The 17,189-nt window shown below is 33.6% G+C and carries 17 protein-coding genes; 8 read left to right on the top strand and 9 right to left on the bottom strand.

Features of this window, described 5'->3' with window-relative positions; genetic code table 11:
- Nucleotides 1-3: 3 nt before the first annotated feature.
- From ACSVH9_RS10630 to ACSVH9_RS10605, 6 genes are all read right to left on the bottom strand, one after another.
- On the bottom strand, nt 4-1,395 hold the full coding sequence (locus ACSVH9_RS10630) for a hypothetical protein (RefSeq protein ID WP_438063695.1): 1,392 nt from the start codon (nt 1,393-1,395) through the stop codon (nt 4-6).
- 7 nt (nt 1,396-1,402) lie between these two features.
- Nucleotides 1,403-1,963: a YceI family protein gene (locus tag ACSVH9_RS10625; RefSeq protein WP_438063694.1), complete on the bottom strand. Its 561-nt coding sequence runs from the start codon at nt 1,961-1,963 to the stop codon at nt 1,403-1,405.
- Nucleotides 1,964-2,317: 354 nt separating this feature from the next.
- Nucleotides 2,318-3,070 (bottom strand): LamG domain-containing protein, encoded by a 753-nt coding sequence (locus ACSVH9_RS10620; RefSeq protein ID WP_438063693.1) that lies wholly within the window; start codon nt 3,068-3,070, stop codon nt 2,318-2,320.
- Between the two features lie 173 nt (nt 3,071-3,243).
- Complete coding sequence (locus ACSVH9_RS10615) at nt 3,244-3,795, bottom strand: hypothetical protein (protein ID WP_438063692.1); 552 nt, start codon at nt 3,793-3,795, stop codon at nt 3,244-3,246.
- Between the two features lie 6 nt (nt 3,796-3,801).
- Nucleotides 3,802-5,205 carry a hypothetical protein gene (locus ACSVH9_RS10610; RefSeq protein WP_438063691.1) on the bottom strand — a complete coding sequence of 468 codons (1,404 nt, stop codon included), beginning with the start codon at nt 5,203-5,205 and terminating at the stop codon, nt 3,802-3,804.
- Nucleotides 5,206-5,216: 11 nt separating this feature from the next.
- A complete protein-coding gene (locus ACSVH9_RS10605) occupies nt 5,217-5,783 on the bottom strand; it encodes a YceI family protein (protein WP_438063690.1) in 567 nt (188 codons plus the stop codon).
- Nucleotides 5,784-6,225: 442 nt separating this feature from the next.
- Here ACSVH9_RS10605 and rlmN point away from each other — a divergent pair, with 442 nt between their 5' ends.
- The 6 genes from rlmN to dnaG all read left to right on the top strand — a co-directional run bounded on the left by rlmN (nt 6,226) and on the right by dnaG (nt 13,433).
- Nucleotides 6,226-7,269, top strand: a complete 1,044-nt coding sequence (rlmN, locus tag ACSVH9_RS10600; RefSeq protein WP_438063689.1) for a 23S rRNA (adenine(2503)-C(2))-methyltransferase RlmN — start codon at nt 6,226-6,228, stop codon at nt 7,267-7,269.
- A gap of 80 nt (nt 7,270-7,349) precedes the next feature.
- Complete coding sequence (locus tag ACSVH9_RS10595) at nt 7,350-8,327, top strand: polyprenyl synthetase family protein (RefSeq protein ID WP_438063688.1); 978 nt, start codon at nt 7,350-7,352, stop codon at nt 8,325-8,327.
- A gap of 159 nt (nt 8,328-8,486) precedes the next feature.
- The gene (locus ACSVH9_RS10590) at nt 8,487-9,047 is read left to right on the top strand and encodes an RNA polymerase sigma factor (RefSeq protein ID WP_315174395.1); all 561 of its coding nucleotides are present in this window, start codon (nt 8,487-8,489) and stop codon (nt 9,045-9,047) included.
- Nucleotides 9,034-9,702 (top strand): hypothetical protein, encoded by a 669-nt coding sequence (locus ACSVH9_RS10585; protein ID WP_438063687.1) that lies wholly within the window; start codon nt 9,034-9,036, stop codon nt 9,700-9,702. The genes ACSVH9_RS10590 and ACSVH9_RS10585 overlap by 14 nt, the downstream gene beginning before the upstream one ends.
- A 42-nt stretch (nt 9,703-9,744) precedes the next feature.
- Nucleotides 9,745-10,788, top strand: coding sequence for a hypothetical protein (locus tag ACSVH9_RS10580; protein ID WP_438063686.1), 1,044 nt, complete (start codon nt 9,745-9,747; stop codon nt 10,786-10,788).
- Between the two features lie 668 nt (nt 10,789-11,456).
- On the top strand, nt 11,457-13,433 hold the full coding sequence (dnaG, locus tag ACSVH9_RS10575) for a DNA primase (protein ID WP_438063685.1): 1,977 nt from the start codon (nt 11,457-11,459) through the stop codon (nt 13,431-13,433).
- A 68-nt stretch (nt 13,434-13,501) separates the two neighbouring features.
- On the opposite strand, the gene ACSVH9_RS10570 is transcribed toward dnaG, so the two are convergent.
- The gene (locus tag ACSVH9_RS10570) at nt 13,502-14,131 is read right to left on the bottom strand and encodes a response regulator transcription factor (protein ID WP_159690608.1); all 630 of its coding nucleotides are present in this window, start codon (nt 14,129-14,131) and stop codon (nt 13,502-13,504) included.
- A gap of 88 nt (nt 14,132-14,219) precedes the next feature.
- Nucleotides 14,220-15,020 carry an NAD(+) synthase gene (nadE, locus tag ACSVH9_RS10565; protein WP_438063684.1) on the bottom strand — a complete coding sequence of 267 codons (801 nt, stop codon included), beginning with the start codon at nt 15,018-15,020 and terminating at the stop codon, nt 14,220-14,222.
- Between the two features lie 182 nt (nt 15,021-15,202).
- On the opposite strand from nadE, the gene gldB reads away from it, so the two are divergent.
- Both gldB and gldC read left to right on the top strand, forming a co-directional pair.
- A complete protein-coding gene (gene gldB, locus ACSVH9_RS10560; RefSeq protein ID WP_438063683.1) occupies nt 15,203-16,159 on the top strand; it encodes a gliding motility lipoprotein GldB in 957 nt (318 codons plus the stop codon).
- Nucleotides 16,159-16,494 (top strand): gliding motility protein GldC, encoded by a 336-nt coding sequence (gldC, locus tag ACSVH9_RS10555; RefSeq protein WP_159690616.1) that lies wholly within the window; start codon nt 16,159-16,161, stop codon nt 16,492-16,494. Before gldB ends, gldC begins: the two co-directional genes overlap by 1 nt.
- A gap of 64 nt (nt 16,495-16,558) precedes the next feature.
- Here gldC and yihA read toward each other — a convergent pair whose 3' ends face one another.
- Nucleotides 16,559-17,179 (bottom strand): ribosome biogenesis GTP-binding protein YihA/YsxC, encoded by a 621-nt coding sequence (gene yihA, locus ACSVH9_RS10550; RefSeq protein WP_159690619.1) that lies wholly within the window; start codon nt 17,177-17,179, stop codon nt 16,559-16,561.
- Between the last annotated feature and the right edge of the window lie 10 nt (nt 17,180-17,189).

Raw genomic sequence — 17,189 nt, 5'->3', positions numbered from 1 at the left:
TTATTAGAAGGTGATTACTGCTTCGAACAATATTCCGTTAAATTTTCCGCCATATAAGTCGTTTGGATTTCCACCTACAAATTGCGGGAAATCTTTATAATTTTGACTTACGTAGACAAATTTAGCTAAAATATTTTTAGTCATAAACCATCCTGCAGCAGTTTCAAATCGATTTATTGAAATATTGTTGGCATCGGCATTTTTTAGTTTTCCATCAACCACATTGTAACGGGCTCCAACGTAGAATTTTTCATTACCTCCAAAACGGTATACAACATCAGCCACATATTGGTTTACAGTTCTTTTGTCGTCAACACCTCTACCATCTCCACCAGAGGCAAACTCAAGTGTTGCAAAAAATTCTAGTCCTTTAAATTTTATAAACGGATTAATCATATATGAGGTTGCCCAGTTACCAAATCCAGGGTTGAAGCGGCCTGTGTCTTTATTGGCAGCAGGATCAAAGTTATTAGTAACGGCTCCATTTGGACCAGTGTAAGCAGCGTGACTCATTACTCCATAAAAACGGCTTCCTGCGCGATCAGAAGAGTAAAGATTACCGCTTGAATTGGCAGTATGGTATAATGATCCAGTAATACGTAATCTTAAATCATCATTAATTTGTTTGTCATAACCTAGTTTAGCTAAGATTGTTGGACTTATAGTGGTGTTTGGGTCAGGTGCTGCTGGGGTTGGGTTGGCGGGTACGATTTCTTGAACGTTTTGGTTCAATTTAGAGTTGGTTACTCCAATCATACTTACTAAGCCACCACGGTTATAATACACTTCCATTCCCATCTCTGTAATGAATGCATCCATAATATTATTTCCTACGAATGGATTTACCAATGAATTTCCATTGTCAGATCTTCTAAAATGGGCGTCACCATAGTTGTTTTCCATTTGTCCAATTTTGATGGTGGTGTATTTCATAACATCGGCAAGGAAATCTTTTTTAATGAAATCTAGTTTGTCAATTTGCAAATAGCCTCCTTTTACCCAGGTTTCGTTGTGATGTCTTGAGGCCAAATACAAATCAAGATTTACTCGAACACCATCAAATAATTGTGCGCCAATAGTCATATTGGCAGTTGGTAAATTAAAATTGTTTTCAAGGTTGTTTAAACGGTAATTAGTGATTTGGCCAGCGTTATTATTTTGAAAATTCCCTGTAGGATGGTCGTTGAATGATTTTACTCCTTGAAATTGTAATGAAAAAGCAGCGCCAATATCAATACTTAAGCCTTTGAATTCTACATCATCTTTTTTTACATCAAAAACATTGATTCCATTTTTATCTCTTGGAATTAAATTTTGTATTTGCCCAAAACGATCCTGAGCATTTGCCGCTATGGCAAAAATCAAGGTTGCGGTTAAAGTGGTTGTTAGTTTCATAGTTGGTTTATTTAAAATTAAGTGTAAATTTTAACGTTAAATCTTTTCCCGTTTTAATCGTTCCTAACAAAGCGGTTGGTGCTTTCATTCCAAATTGATCAAATGTGATTTTGTTGTTCCCTTGAAGTGTTACAATTCCACCCGAAACACTCGATTTTACTTGCGTTTTTACTTCTTTGCTAACACCGTTAATGGTGTAAGTACCAGTGAGGTTCCAAGTGGTTTCATTTACTTTGTCAGCGTCTTTCAAAAGGTATTTTATGGTTTTGAATTTTTTGGCATTCAAAGTTTCATAAGCAATTTTATCCATTCCGTTTTTGCCGCTTTTGATGGTTTCTACAGGTAAATCAATAGTAATGGATTTGATGTCGGTTAACTTTCCATCTGCAACAGTAAGGGATGCTGTTCCGTTTTTTGCCGTTGAGTTCATTTCCCAATCGTGCATGGTTGAGGTTCCTAAAACTATGAAGTTAGTCTTCGCATCTAACACATAATTTTTTTGTGCTTTTGCTGTCCATAAGGTACAGATAAGAAAGCAATTCAAGATAAAGTAAGGGATTGTTTTCATGTTCATTTTTGATTAGTTACTATTTAAGTGAATAAGAATTTATTCGTTTTCTTTTAATAAATAATGTTCAAAAACTAACTTGGGGCGAGGCTAAAACTGCAAATTATAAACAAATAGTAGAGTGTGAATTTTTTTTACTCAAGTGATATAAATAAGTTTATAATTGTAATTTATTTTAAATCAAGCTTTTAACTAAGTGTAAATTTATAAAATTAAATTTAACTCACAATTAAAAAGGGTTTTTTCTTAATAAATGATTTTTGTGTTGTTCAAAAACAAAAGTTGATTTCATAAAAAAAAGAGTAAGAATGTTTCGGGAAAAAGCATTAGTACTCTTTTAGATTTAGTAATGAATTATTTGTTCAAAGCAATTGCTTTTGTGCTAGAAGGTTTACTTTTAGAAATTCCTTTTCCTTTTTTGACGATAGGTGCAGATTCAGCTATTATTAATGTGGAGCCAATATTGTATTGGTTTACAATTTCATCATGACTAAGAGCTACATTGTAAATCTTTAATTCATCAATATCTGCATTAATGCTAATTAAAGAATTTATGTTCCCAAGTTTAAAAATGGACCCTAAGGTGTTCCTATTTGGTGCACTAAAACTTTCAATCAAAACACCATTTCTGTATATACTGGCATAGCTTCCATCATAAACATAGGTATAGTTGTACCATACATCTTTAGATAAAGGAATTGTTGTTATAAAATCATTTTTATAGCCCCATGCAGCCATATTCAATAATGATTCGTTGGTACTAGTTCCTTGATGAATTAGCCCACAATATTGATTATTTGTAGCAGCACCATAACCCCAAATATAATTTGAGTTGGTAATATCATTAAATTTTATCCAAAGGGTAATTGTTCTAGGCGAATTGGTTTGCGGTAAGTTACCAATGTTTGCTGCCAAACCTTCGTTGGTAAGTCGAATTGCTTTCTTGTCTACTCCTGAACGGTCTTTGGTGAATTTCGCATTCCCCATAAAAGTAGTTGTTTTTTCAACGTTTACTAAAGTGCCGTCAAAACTAAAGTCATGAATGGGAGTTTGTGAAAAATTAAGTAAGGAAGATAAAAGTAAAGTATATAGTATCGTTTTTTTCATAGTAAAGGTCTTAAATGAAAAGCAGTTAGTCAAAACTAAATTCTTTTTTTTCAGATTTAAAACTTTTACGTTAAACGGTTTTAAAACTCGTTCAATGACTATTTTTTTCTTAAAATGAAAAAACCACCTTTAATAAGTGGTTACTTGCTATTACTCTTTGTTTTTTTGTTTTTCTAAAATTTATGAAGACTAAAATTGACTGCGATTTGGTCTTTTACTTTTATAAGACCACCCATTTTAACAGGAGGGATAAGCCCAACATCTGAGAAGTTTAGTGCAATTATTCCCTGAATTTTGTTATTGTCTTTTGTCAAAACAAAATCTTTGTATCTCAGTGTTTTGTTGGTAATCAAAAAGGTGAGGTTGCATTTGTAGTAATTACCATAGGTTTTTATATCAGATATGGTTACAAAGCTTGAAGGGAATTGTGTAGTTTTTACAGTAGATTGTAAATCTTTGGTCATGATTCTGTTTCCACAATCAAATTTGACCATTGGAATTTCGGCTTTAATACAATTTTTGTTGGCAACATTAAGTACAATAGTGTCCTTTTTGAAAAAAGTCGTACTACAATTGTATTTACCTACCGTTGACATTCCAGTTATATTTATTTCAATTTTGTTTATTATAATAGAGGAATCATAAGAATGAAAATTGGGTGCAGCACTTCCCAATGTAAAGAGAAGTACTACACCCAATAATCCAATTATTAATTTGTTATTCATTTTGTATTAGAAAGTGATAACAGCTTCAAACATTAATCCTTTGAATTTACCTTGGTACAAGTCATTTGGATTTCCATTTGCTTCAAATTGGCTGTAACCTTTATAGTTTTGGTTTACATATGCTAATTTTGACAAGATGTTTTTAGTCATGAACCAACCTGCAGAAGCTTCGAAACGGTTGATTGTAATTTTGTCTGTATTAGCGTTGTCTAATTTACCAGAAACAGTGTTGTATCTTCCACCAACATAGAATTGTTCTGTTTTTCCAAAACGGTATACAACATCACCAGCAAATTGATTTACTGTACGAGTTTCATCCATTCCTTTTTTGTTACCACCAGATGCCATTTCAATTGTTCCAAAGAATTCTAATCCTTGGTATTTGATGAATGGGTTGAACATTACAGCTGTTAACCAGTTTCCAAATCCAGGATTAAAACGTCCTGTTGTATGATTTGCTTGTAGATCAGTAGTTTGGTTATTCGTAACATTTGTAGTTCCGTTTTTGTAAGCTGCGTGAGTCATTACACCATAGTAACGGCTACCTGCTCTTTCAGAAGAATATAAGTTACCGCTTGTGTTAGCACAGTGGTACAAAGATCCTGTCAAACGTACTCTAAGGTCATCATTCAATTGTTTGTCATACCCTAATTTAGCTAAAATAGTTGGGCTAATTGTTGTGTTTTGGTCTGGCAAAGCAGCTGAAGGAGTTCCAGGAACAAATTCTGCTACGTTTTGGTTCAATTTAGAGTTGGTAACTCCAATCATACTTACTAATCCATTTCTGTTGTAGTATACTTCAATTCCAGGCTCAGTAGTAAATGAATCCATAATGTTACTTTCAATAAAAGGATTCATCATTGCATTACCATTATCAGATCTTCTAAAGTGAGCATCACCATAGTTGTTCTCCATTTGACCGATTTTGATAGTCGCATATTTCATGAAATCTTTCAAGAAGTCTTTTTGGATAAAGTCTAATTTGTCGATTTGTAAATACCCACCTTTTACCCATGTTTCATTGTGGTGTCTTGCAGCTAAATACAAATCTAAGTTAACGCGAACACCATCATATAATTGAGCACCAATGGTCATGTTTGCAGTTGGAAGATTCAAGTTATTAGCCAAATTGTTTAGTTTATAACCTGTAATAGCAGCATTATTATTTGGGTTAGTAAAAGAGGTTCCTTTGTGACCGTTGAAAGAGTTTATTGCTTGAAATTGTAAAGCAAATGCGGCTCCTAAATCGATACTTAAACCTTTGAATTCAACAGAGTCTTTTTTTACATCAAATTGATTGATACCTGTTTTGTCTCTTGGAATTAAGTTTTGTATTTGTCCAAATCGGTCTTGTGCTTGCGCAGCAGTTAAGCTTAATAAAGCGGCTGCTAAAAAATAAATTACTCTCATTGTTGTTAGTTTTATTTGTAATTAAGATTGAATTTTATTGTTAGATCTTTTCCTGTTTTGATAGTACCCAATAAGGCAGTAGGTGCTTTCATTCCAAATTCGTCAAAAGTGATTTTGTTGGAACCCTGAATGTTAACTACTCCATTTACTACGGCTACTTTTATTTGCGTTTTTAAGTCTTTGCTAACTCCTGCAATGGTGTAGGTTCCTGTTAAGTTCCATGTAGTTTCGTTAACTTTTGTAGCAGTTTTCAAAACATATTTAATGGTTTTGAATTTTTTAGCATTTAGCGTTTCGTAAGCTATTTTATCCATTCCGCTTTTTCCACTTTTAATAGTTTCTACTGCTAAATCAATAGTGATGGAATTTATGTCAGCAACTTTTGAATCAGTTACGGTAAGATTTGCATTACCTGTTTTGGAAACCGAAGTCATTTCCCAGTCATGTAATGTTGAAGTTCCTAGAACTGAAAAACTAGTCTTGTTATCTAGTGTGTAACTCTTTTGTGCAAAGGCAGTGATATTAATCAAAGCTAAAGCAAATGTTAAAAAAACGGCTTTAATTGTAGTTGGCTTCATTGTTGTATATTTAATAATTATTGTTGTATTCTTAATAATTCAAAGGATTTTAGTTATTTTTTACAGCTTTATCCTTTTTGTGTTATTTATATAGCAAATTTCGCTACATTGTACTTACTGGAATATGATAAAAGTCATTCTTGTAAATTTTAAGATTCTTTTAACATTTTTACATCGATTTCGTTGACTTTTTATTTAGAAATGGTTTCAATAAGAACAAAAAACATTTTAAATTAATAAGAATTGTCGCATTTCGTTTACTTGCTTTTTTTTTATTTATTCAAAAAAGCAGTCACTTTTTTTATGATTTTAATTGTATTCTCAAAAAAAAGTTGTTTTCATTCGATTTCTTTTGAAATCCATTTTCTTGCTTTTGCTAGAATAAATTCTATTAATAAGTGAAATTGAATTCAAAACATTAAAAATTGAATAAATTTGCAGCATGGAAATCGAGAAAAAAGATATTAGAGCATTATCTAAAGAAGAATTGCGCGACTTTTTTGTAAATAATGGCGACAAGGCTTTTCGTGGGAATCAAGTATATGAATGGTTATGGACCAAAGGAGCTCATAGTTTCGAGGACATGACAAATGTGTCTAAAGCTACGAGAGCTATTTTAGAAGCACACTTTGTCATTAATCATATCAAAGTTGATACAATGCAACGCAGTGAAGATGGTACAGTAAAAAACGCCGTTCGTTTGCATGATGGATTAGTAGTTGAATCCGTTTTAATTCCTACCGAAACAAGAACTACCGCTTGTGTTTCGAGTCAAGTTGGCTGCAGTCTAGATTGCAATTTTTGCGCAACAGCACGATTAAAAAGAATGCGAAATTTAGAACCAGCCGAAATTTACGACCAAGTAATTGCTATTGATAAAGAGAGTAGGCTCTATTATAATCATCCCTTGTCTAATATTGTTTTTATGGGAATGGGCGAGCCATTGATGAATTATAATAATGTTTTGAAAGCCATAGAAATGATTACTTCTCCAGAAGGTTTAGGCATGTCTCCAAAGCGAATTATGGTGTCTACCTCTGGAATACCAAAAATGATAAAAAAATTAGCCGATGATGAGGTTAAATTCAAATTGGCGGTTTCACTTCATTCTGCCATAGATGAAACTCGAGCTAGAATTATGCCTTTTAGTGCCAATTTTCCTTTGAAAGAATTGAGGGAATCTCTAGAATATTGGTACCGCAAAACCAAAAGCAAGGTGTCCTATGAATATGTGGTTTGGAAAGGAATCAATGATGATAAAGCTTCAATCGATGCCTTGGTGAAATTTTGTAAATATGTGCCTTGCAAAGTCAATCTTATAGAATACAATCCTATTGATGATGGGGAGTTTCAGCAAGCATCTGAAGAGACGATAGCTGCTTATATTAAAGCCTTGCAGGCTATTGGTGTCGTTGTCAAAGTGAGAAGAAGTAGAGGCAAAGACATTGATGCTGCTTGCGGACAATTAGCAAATAAAGAAGCGTAACAATTGAAATTTAATCATGTAAATTTAAACTTGTACTATGTATGTCTTTTTTTATTTTATGTGCTATATTTGAATCCTAAATGAATATTACCTCACAAATAAAACAACCCATCTTTGATGAAATGGAACTTTTCGAGAAAAAGTTCTATGAATCAATGTCTTCAAAAGTAGCCTTACTCAATCGAATTACGTATTACATCGTAAACAGAAAAGGAAAACAAATGCGTCCGATGTTTGTTTTTCTTACTGCAAAGATGATTTCTGGAGGAACAGTAGAAGAGCGTACTTATCGAGGTGCTTGTGTGATTGAGCTGATTCATACCGCTACTTTAGTACATGATGATGTAGTGGATGATAGCAATCGCCGTAGAGGTTTTTTCTCTATTAACGCTTTATGGAAAAATAAAATTGCGGTTTTAGTTGGTGATTATTTGTTGTCCAAAGGTTTGTTATTGTCTATAGATCATGGCGATTTCGATTTGCTACGAATCATTTCTGTAGCCGTTCGCGAAATGAGCGAAGGTGAATTGTTGCAAATAGAAAAAGCCAGAAGACTTGATATTACTGAAGAAGTATATTACGAAATAATCCGAAAAAAAACAGCTACACTTATTGCTGCTTGCTGTGCTTTAGGCGCTAGATCTGTTAGTGATAATGAAGTTGTTGTTGAACAAATGCGCAAGTTTGGAGAGCTTATAGGTATGGCTTTTCAAATTAAAGACGATTTGTTCGATTACACCGAAGATGCTATCGGTAAACCAACTGGAATCGATATCAAAGAGCAAAAAATGACTTTGCCTTTAATTCATGTTCTAAATACGTGCACGACAAACGAAAAAAGTTGGTTGATTAACTCCATCAAAAACCACAACAAAAACAAAAAAAGAGTAAAAGAAGTCATTGCCTTTGTAGTTAACCATGGCGGACTTTCGTATGCCGAACAAAAAATGATTGATTTTCAACAAGAAGCATTAGCTATTCTTGAAAATTTCCCTACTTCAGATTATAAATCGGCCTTGACCTTAATGGTCAATTATGTAATCGAAAGAAAAAAATAATTTTTTTTTTCGTCTGTAAAGTGCCGTAATCATTGGTGTTTCTATTTTTTTTATCAAAAATAAAACAACTGCATGCAACCTTTTTGTTGCTTGCCTCGTCTATGCTAATAGAAGTCGGTTTTACAAAAACAACAACTGCTGACCAATACGTTTTATTATATGAAAGTAATTCCATTACATCATGAAGAACAAAAATTGATTCAACTTGCCATTGAAAACAATAGGCAGGCGCAACAACAGTTGTATTCTAAATTTTCTTCAAAAATGTTAGGAGTTTGCAGACAGTATATCAAAGATATTCATCAAGCAGAAGATGTAATGATTACCGCATTTATGAAGGTTTTTGTGAATCTAAGAAATTTTGAACACAAAGGAAGTTTCGAAGGTTGGATACGCAGAATTATGGTCAATGAATGTATTTCTTTTTTAAGAGTTAATAAAAAAATGAAATATACCGAAGACGAGTTTTTTGTTGAGGAAAGTTTTGATGCCATTGGAGACCAGTTCTCGGTAGAAGAAATTCAAACCTTAATCGATACACTTCCAGAAGGGTATAAAATGGTCTTTAATTTATATGCGATAGAAGGATACAAGCATCAGGAAATTGCTCAATTGCTTGGTATTTCTGAAGGAACTTCAAAATCACAATTGTCGCACGCTAGAAAAATGTTACAACAGCAGATTAACTGCTTAAAAAATAAGCAAAATGGAACTAAATAATTTTGAACAACAAGCCAAAGAGAAGCTTTCCAATCGAGAAATTGCTCCCTCAGCTCAAGCTTGGGACCGATTAGACGCCATGTTGTCTGTCCAAGAAAAGCCAAAGAAAAAAATGACTTGGTGGTATGTGGCGGCAAGTGTTACGGGACTACTATTGGTAGGAACGCTTTTTTTTAACACATCAAAAGAAAGTAATGTTATAACACCATCTCAAGAAATTGTGGTGACTTCTACAGAAGATAAAGATTCGGTTACAACACAACCTTCTATTGAACCAACAAACGAAGTAAGTGTTCAGCCTAAATCTGACTTGGCAACAAACGTGTCTATGGCTACCAATAACCAAAATACAATCACAAAAAATACGCATCAGGTGCTTTCAATCAACAATCAAATCACAACCACCAACAATCAAATTAGTACTACTATCGAAAAAAACACAGAACATCAAGCTATTGCTGCAATAGACGAAAATGTGCCAGTAATAGCTACAGGAATTCAAAAAAAGCAAAAAATACAAGTCGACCCATCTTCTTTATTGTCTCAAGTTGATGGAGAATTAGAACTCTCTTTTAGAGAAAAAGTAATTGCAAAAGTCAATAAAAATTATCAAACCGTAAAAGTGGCTTTGGCCAATAGAAACAATCAAGAATAAAAAACAATCAATCATCAATCAAATTTTTAAAAACTAGTAATCATGAGAAATTTTACCATTTATCTAGCCGCCTTATTCTGTCTTTTAGCCAGCAAAATGATAGGGCAAGAATCCTTCGAAAAAAGAGCTAAGGAAATCGCAACACGCATTGAAAAAATTACCAAAGAAGAAAAAGCAGCGCTAAAAGAAGAAATCGAAGCCGTAAATCTTCAGTTACAAGCAGGTACAATCACCAAAGAAAAAGCCGACGAGAAAAAGAAAGTATTGGCCGAAGCTAGAGCCATCAATATCGAAGCCAGAGTTGCCAAAGAACAAGAACAATTGAACGAATTGGTACAGCTAAAAGTGGATGGTAAAATCAAAGAACAAGATTCCTCTCGCACACTCGTTATTCATTGGGACGACGATTTCAACTTTAGAAATAAAAAGAAAGAAAGAAAATTTGGTGAAAAAAGAACGACTAGCCAGTTTGTTTTTGCTGCAGGTTTGAACAATGTTATGGTCGACGGCAAGATACAAGACGAAGATTTTAAGTTTATGGGTTCGCATTTTTATGAGTGGGGAACTACCTACAACACCAGAATCCTAAAAGACAATAACTTGCTGCATTTCAAGTACGGGATGTCCGTAATGTACAATAATTTACGTCCTACAAATAACCGAACTTTTGTAGTAAATGGAAACCAAACCAATCTAGAAGTATACTCAAAAGACCTCAAAGAATCTCGTTTTAGAAACGTTTATTTAGTGGTTCCTATGCACTTAGAATTCGATTTTTCTGGCAGTACAATGAACGACGACAAGCGTCAATTCAGAACACATAAATCAGTTCGATTTGGGGTAGGAGGATATGCAGGAATTAATTTGAAATCCAAACAAAAAATAGAATATCGCGAAAACGATGAGAAGATTTATCAAAAAACCAAAGGAGATTTCAATACTAATAATTTTATTTACGGATTAAGTTCTTACATCGGTTACAAAGAAACGAGTTTGTATATAAAATATGACTTGAACCCTTTATTCGAAAACAATACAATAGACGTAAACAATATTTCAATGGGAATCCGTTTCGATTTCAATTAAAATTAGGAGCGAATCATCAGGCTTTTTCAGGCCACATCGTTCCCGCCATCATTCCTAAACCTCGTGAGCTGAACCCCAGCTCACGAGGTTTTTCCCTTCTGTCGGGGCTATACGATTAGCAAGGTTTTTTACTTGGAAGAAATTTGATAGTAACGGTTGAATGATAAATTACATTTTGTTACTATTAAGGTGTTTTTTTGGACATTAATTGCCTCCAACTTTAGAGGGGTGAAATTTGAAAGTGATTAAGGCTTTAGCCAAAATTAGCTGTTTTTATTTGGCTAAAGCCAATGAAATCAATTCCCATAACTCCAGCTAAAGCTGGAGCCAATTGAAAGCAAGACAAGCTGAATCGTTACTATTTTTTTGAAACCACCTGCACCATCTATCTACTTAAATCCGCGAAATCTGCGTGCCATAATTCTTGCATTGATTTAGTAGATTCACTATTTTTTTTTTTTCAATTAAACCACAAAGCCAAAACTTTGCGAACCTTGCGATTTTCCCTTTGCGAACCTTGCGGTTAAAAATTCACACTAATTTGTGTTAAATCAGTGCATTCGTGGCTAAAACCTTTATAGACGAATCTATGGCGTAATAATGCTAAGTTTAATTATCCAAAATTAACTTTGTATCTTTGACCTTTTCCAACTTTATCCCTTAATAAATTGATTTCAAAAGCAACCATAGATGCCGTTTTCGAAACCGCTCGTGTAGAGGAGGTTATTGGCGATTTTGTGCAATTAAAACGCGCTGGGAGCAATTTCAAAGGCTTGAGCCCTTTCTCAGACGAACGTTCTCCTTCCTTTATGGTGTCACCAGCCAAAGGAATTTGGAAAGATTTTAGCTCAGGAAAAGGTGGTAATGCAGTAGCTTTTTTGATGGAGCACGAACATTTTACCTATCCAGAAGCCATTCGATATTTGGCCAAAAAATACAATATCGAAATTGAAGAAACAGAACAAACCGATGCTGAAAAAGCCAATACTGATGTTCGAGAAAGTATGTTTTTGGTGTCTGAATTCGCGAAAAATTATTTTCATTTCACACTATTAAACACCGAAGAAGGGAAGGCGATAGGCTATTCGTATTTCAAAGAAAGGGGCTTTACCAACGAAACCATAAAAAAATTCGGTTTGGGGTATTCTCCAGAAACTTGGGACGCTCTAACGAAAGAAGCACTTGGGAAAGGATATCAATTACAATATCTAGAAAGTACGGGTTTAACCATTCCAAAAGACGACCGTCCTTTTGATAGATTCAAAGGAAGGGTGATGTTCCCTATTCAAAGTATGTCGGGTAGAACCTTGGGTTTTGGTGGGCGAATCTTAACCAATGATAAAAAAGCGGCCAAATATTTAAACTCTCCCGAGAGCGAAATTTATCATAAGAGTAAAGTCTTGTACGGAATTTTCCAAGCCAAACAAGCCATTGCCAAACAAAACAATTGTTATTTGGTTGAAGGATATACAGACGTAATTCAATTTCATCAAGCGGGAATCGAAAATGTCGTGGCTTCATCAGGTACGGCTTTAACACCCGACCAAATCCGATTAATCAATAGATTGACCAAAAATATTACTGTACTTTTTGATGGTGATGCTGCGGGTCTTCGTGCTTCCATTCGAGGAATCGATTTGATTTTGGAGGAAGGGATGAACGTAAAAGTGTGTACTTTTCCTGATGGCGACGACCCAGATAGTTTTGCCAAAAAGACTTCTTATGATGATTTAGTAGCTTACTTAGAGAACAACGCAAAGGATTTTATTCAGTTCAAAGCGTCTCTTTTAATGAACGAAGCTAAGAACGACCCAATAAAAAAAGCCGATTTGATTCGGGATATGGTGACGAGTATTTCAAAAATTCCAGACCGCATTCAACGAGAAATATATTTGCAAGAATGTTCTAGGATTATGGATATTTCGGAGCAAGTTTTGGTGAGTACTTTGGCACAATTAGTTCAAAAAGACATTACCGAAGTAGGTAAAAAACAAAAGCAAGAGCAAAAAGCATTTGAAATTGTTAAGAATGAAAATCCCGTTCAAGCAGAGAAAGTTGATGTTTTATATCGTTTAGAAAGAAAAATAATCGAAATTCTATTGCTTTACGGGAATAAAGATGAAGTTTTTGAAGATGTACTTTTGAAAGCTAATTCAGATGGGGAGATTGTTCACGTAGTTGAAAAAAAGGAGTACAAAGTTTTTCAGAGGATTTATTTGAGTTTACAAGAAGATGAGGTAGAGCTTGCACATCCCCATTTCAGGGCTATTTTTAATGATTTGATTTCATATTATCTTCAAAATGAAACAGAAGGAATAGATAATTATCTAAAAAATTTGAAACCTGAGTTTGCACAAGAAGTTACGGATATTTTGATGGAAGAAGAACAAATCGTGCTTCATAATTGGGAAGGGCAGAATATTTTTGTAAAACAAAAAACAGAAACAGTTAGTCAGCATACTTCAGAAACCATTATTTCCATTCGTGAATATCTAATTAATAAACTAATCTTGGATTTAATGAATGAATTCACTTCAAACCCTGAAGCAGATGTAGAAGAGTTGAAAGTAATGATTAATGATTATAACAAGCTCAAAGTCAATTTGACGGGAGCTATTGGTCGAATTCGTTCTACTTACATATAAATAAAAAAGGAAGTCTGAAATAGACTTCCTTTTTATTTTTTGTGAAAATTAGTAAATCAAAATTCGAATTATACGATTTCTAATGTTTTAGCTTTGTTAACCAAGTCAACCAAATTGGTTACATTTAATTTGGTTAATAAACGCAATTTGTAAGTACTAATTGTTTTTTCGTTTAGAGAGAGAATATCAGCTATTTCATGGTTTTTCTTACCATCGCTCAAATAGCGCAAGACTTCAATTTCTCGGTTAGATAATTTACGATACAAACGTTCGCTTTTACTTTGTTTGGCTATCAAAGCCATGTTTTTACGAACATTTTCGTTCACAATAATTTTGCCTTGATGTACTTTTACAATAGATTGACCTAATGTTTCAAGTTTCTCGGATTTGTGAACGTAGCCAGAAACTCCTGCTTTAATTGCATTGGGAGCATAAATTTGTTCCGAAAGACTACTAAAAATAATAATCTTCGTTTTAGGGAAGTTTTTCAACATCGCCTTAATTTCAAAAATACTCGCCAATCCTTCTAGTTCTAAGTCGATTACCAATACATCGATTTCCTTGTTTTGGAGGATGTCTCGAACCATCGAAAAATTACCAACATTGGCTACAATAGAGATTTCATCGTGGTCTTTAAAGTACGATTTAACTCCAAAATGGGTTACAGGATAGTTATCTGCTAAACAAACTTTAATCATGGTATTTATTTTTTAAGAGTTGTCTATCAAAATGATAGCATAAATGTAGTAAAAAAAATACAATAAATACCAGGAATGTTAATTTTTTTTAATTTTTATCGATAATACAGACTGGTATTGGGTTCATTTTGTGTTGGTTAGCGTTATTTAGTCGTTTGTAGGTAGCAAAAACGTCCTTTTCTCTACCCTCAAAGTCCGAAATCGTTTTCCCAATTTCGTCTTGCAACATGGCCCATTCGAGTTCGTCATAACTTGCACCAAGTTGGTCCTCGTCTGAACGGTCGTCTCCAAAAAGACCATCTGTGGGTGCCGCAATAAGAATTGAATTTGGAATTTTTAAATATTCTCCTAATGCATACACATCTGATTTTAATAAATCTGCAATTGGACTTAGGTCTACTCCGCCATCACCATATTTAGTATAAAAACCCACACCAAAATCTTCGACTTTGTTTCCTGTACCTGCAACTAATAGTCCATGGATTCCAGCATAATAATACAAAGTACTCATTCTTAAACGTGCTCTTGTGTTGGCTAATGATAAGTTCATTTTGGCTTCGTCTTGATGTTCTGGGACTACTTTTTTGAATGCTTCAAAAACAGAAGTCAAATCAGAAGCAGCGCTTTTTACGTTAGGGAAACGTTCTTTGAGTTGTTTGATATGCTCTTGAGCTCGGCTTACATGAGAAGGTGCTTGATGAATAGGCATTTCTATACAAAGTACTTCCATACCTGTTTGTGCACAAAGTGTTGAGGTTACAGCTGAGTCGACTCCGCCAGAAATACCAATCACAAACCCATTAGATTTGGCGTTTTTGGCATAATCGGTGAGCCATTTTATAATTTGAGAGTTTACTTTTTCTGGTGATAAGGGCGTTTTTTTAATCATAATAGTTTACGTTTTAAAAAGCAGGAATGTATATTTGCAAAATCTTTTCAAAATGGGAATTTATTCCGAAAACATTTAAAAGCTAAATTAAATAATAAATATCAAATCGCCATAATTCCGAACCATAAACTAGAAGGAAGTAACGGGATTAAAGCAAAGAATGCACAAATAATTTATAACTCATGAAAATCTATCTTTTACCACTTGCCATTTGCTTCTTTTTGCTTTCATGCGAAAAGAAAAATAAGATTGAAAAAGCTGTAGAAGAAATTCCAGTTGAAATTAAAGTTGATAGATTTGACAAAGCTTTTTTTGAAACTAAACCTGAGGACTTAAGTCAGTTAAAACAAAAATACCCATATTTTTTTCCTGCAGGAACGGATGATGCAATTTGGATTGAAAAAATGCAGCATCCTCAATGGAGAGAATTGTATGGAGAAGTGCAAAAAAAGTATGCTGATTTTTCAACTATTAATCAAGAGATAGAAACGTTATTTAAGCATATTAAGTTTTACTTCCCTAAAACTAAAACACCAAAGGTTGTTACTTTGATTTCTGAAATGGATTATAATACCAAAACGATTTACGCGGATAGTTTGGTAATTGTGTCTTTAGAACTATATTTAGGTAAAAATCATAAATTTTATCAATTTCCTGAATACATCAAACAAAATTTTGAACCTACTCAAATCGTTCCAGATATTGCTTCAAGTTTTCTTCAAACAAAAATGGTTCCAGATACGGATAAGACATTCTTGTCTCAAATGATTTATTTAGGGAAAGAACTGTACTTGAAAGAATTGTTGTTGCCAGAATATACAGATGCTGCAAGAATAGGATATACTCCTGAACAAATAAATTGGTGTGCAGAAAACGAGGGATATATTTGGCGTTACTTTATTGACAAAGAAATGTTGTATAGTGTAGATGCTAAATTAATTCCTAGATTTTTGAGTCCAGCACCATTTTCTAAATTTTATTTAGAAATTGATAATGATTCGCCAGGACAAGTAGGTGCTTGGATTGGTTGGCAAATTGTAAGGTCGTATATGAAGAATAATGATGTTACTATCAACGAATTAATGAATAAAAAAGCAAAAGAAATTTTTGAACAGTCAAAATATAAACCAAAGAAATAATGTCAAATATACATACCTCAGAAATTAAGTTTCAAGTTGAATTAGATGAAAATAGAGTGCCAGAAAAACTATTTTGGTCTGCAGAAGATGGTGGCGTGACAGCAGAAGAAGCTAAAGCGATTATGCTTTCAATTTGGGATAGCAATCACAAAGAAAGTATGAGAATTGATTTGTGGACGAAAGATATGCCTGTAGATGAAATGAAAATTTTTTTCCATCAAACCCTAGTGGCCATGTCTGAGACATTTAAAAGAGCTACCAATGACGAAAAAATGGCAGATACCATGATGGATTTTTGTGATTATTTTGCCGAAAAGCTTGAATTGAAAAAATAGATTAGTTTATTCTTAAAAAAAAATCCAAATTCCAAGAAATATAATTGGAATTTGGATTTTGTATTTAAAATGAGTTGTTGTTTTTGAAGACTTCTTGATTAACCTCGTCTATGTAGTTCAACAATTCTTCTTTTCCAGTAGACTCTGTAGAAGAAGTAACAAAGTAATGAGGCATCTCAGCCCAATTGTTTGCAAGCATCTTCTTTTTGTATGCAGCTATATGTGAGTCAATTTTTACCTTACTGATTTTGTCTGCTTTAGTAAAAATAATGCAAAAAGGGATTTCGCTTTCTCCCATATAAGACATGAATTCAATATCTATAGTTTGTGCTTCGTGGCGAATATCAATCAGTACAAAAGCACATACTAATTGCTCTCTAGATTCAAAATAGTCTGTGATAAACTCTTGAAAAATTGATTTGGTTTTTTTTGAAACTTTGGCGTATCCATAACCAGGTAAATCAACTAAAAACCAATTGCTGTTGATTAAGAAATGATTAATTAACTGCGTTTTTCCTGGCCTTGCAGATGTTTTTGCTAATTTCTTATGATTGGTCAGCATATTAATCAATGAAGATTTACCTACATTAGAACGACCAATAAAAGCATACTCGGGCAAGAAGTCCTTGGGACACTTGCTTACATCAGAATTGCTAATAACAAATTCGGCAGTATTGATTTTCATTTTCTAATCG

It is taken from the genome of Flavobacterium sp. RSSB_23 (assembly GCF_051547145.1).
GTDB lineage: Bacteria > Bacteroidota > Bacteroidia > Flavobacteriales > Flavobacteriaceae > Flavobacterium.
This window is presented reverse-complemented; position numbering and strand designations above follow the sequence as displayed.

What these genes read in the sequence shown, in the direction of transcription:
- ACSVH9_RS10620 (WP_438063693.1), bottom strand. Translation starts at nt 3,070, where the DNA reads ATGAAAAAAACGATACTATATACTTTACTTTTATCTTCCTTACTTAAT.
- gldB (WP_438063683.1), top strand. Translation starts at nt 15,203, where the DNA reads ATGAAAATCTATCTTTTACCACTTGCCATTTGCTTCTTTTTGCTTTCA.
- yihA (WP_159690619.1), bottom strand. Translation starts at nt 17,179, where the DNA reads ATGAAAATCAATACTGCCGAATTTGTTATTAGCAATTCTGATGTAAGC.
- ACSVH9_RS10615 (WP_438063692.1), bottom strand. Translation starts at nt 3,795, where the DNA reads ATGAATAACAAATTAATAATTGGATTATTGGGTGTAGTACTTCTCTTT.
- ACSVH9_RS10585 (WP_438063687.1), top strand. Translation starts at nt 9,034, where the DNA reads ATGGAACTAAATAATTTTGAACAACAAGCCAAAGAGAAGCTTTCCAAT.
- rlmN (WP_438063689.1), top strand. Translation starts at nt 6,226, where the DNA reads ATGGAAATCGAGAAAAAAGATATTAGAGCATTATCTAAAGAAGAATTG.
- ACSVH9_RS10570 (WP_159690608.1), bottom strand. Translation starts at nt 14,131, where the DNA reads ATGATTAAAGTTTGTTTAGCAGATAACTATCCTGTAACCCATTTTGGA.
- gldC (WP_159690616.1), top strand. Translation starts at nt 16,159, where the DNA reads ATGTCAAATATACATACCTCAGAAATTAAGTTTCAAGTTGAATTAGAT.
- ACSVH9_RS10625 (WP_438063694.1), bottom strand. Translation starts at nt 1,963, where the DNA reads ATGAAAACAATCCCTTACTTTATCTTGAATTGCTTTCTTATCTGTACC.
- nadE (WP_438063684.1), bottom strand. Translation starts at nt 15,020, where the DNA reads ATGATTAAAAAAACGCCCTTATCACCAGAAAAAGTAAACTCTCAAATT.
- ACSVH9_RS10595 (WP_438063688.1), top strand. Translation starts at nt 7,350, where the DNA reads ATGAATATTACCTCACAAATAAAACAACCCATCTTTGATGAAATGGAA.
- ACSVH9_RS10610 (WP_438063691.1), bottom strand. Translation starts at nt 5,205, where the DNA reads ATGAGAGTAATTTATTTTTTAGCAGCCGCTTTATTAAGCTTAACTGCT.
- ACSVH9_RS10605 (WP_438063690.1), bottom strand. Translation starts at nt 5,783, where the DNA reads ATGAAGCCAACTACAATTAAAGCCGTTTTTTTAACATTTGCTTTAGCT.
- ACSVH9_RS10630 (WP_438063695.1), bottom strand. Translation starts at nt 1,395, where the DNA reads ATGAAACTAACAACCACTTTAACCGCAACCTTGATTTTTGCCATAGCG.
- ACSVH9_RS10590 (WP_315174395.1), top strand. Translation starts at nt 8,487, where the DNA reads ATGAAAGTAATTCCATTACATCATGAAGAACAAAAATTGATTCAACTT.
- ACSVH9_RS10580 (WP_438063686.1), top strand. Translation starts at nt 9,745, where the DNA reads ATGAGAAATTTTACCATTTATCTAGCCGCCTTATTCTGTCTTTTAGCC.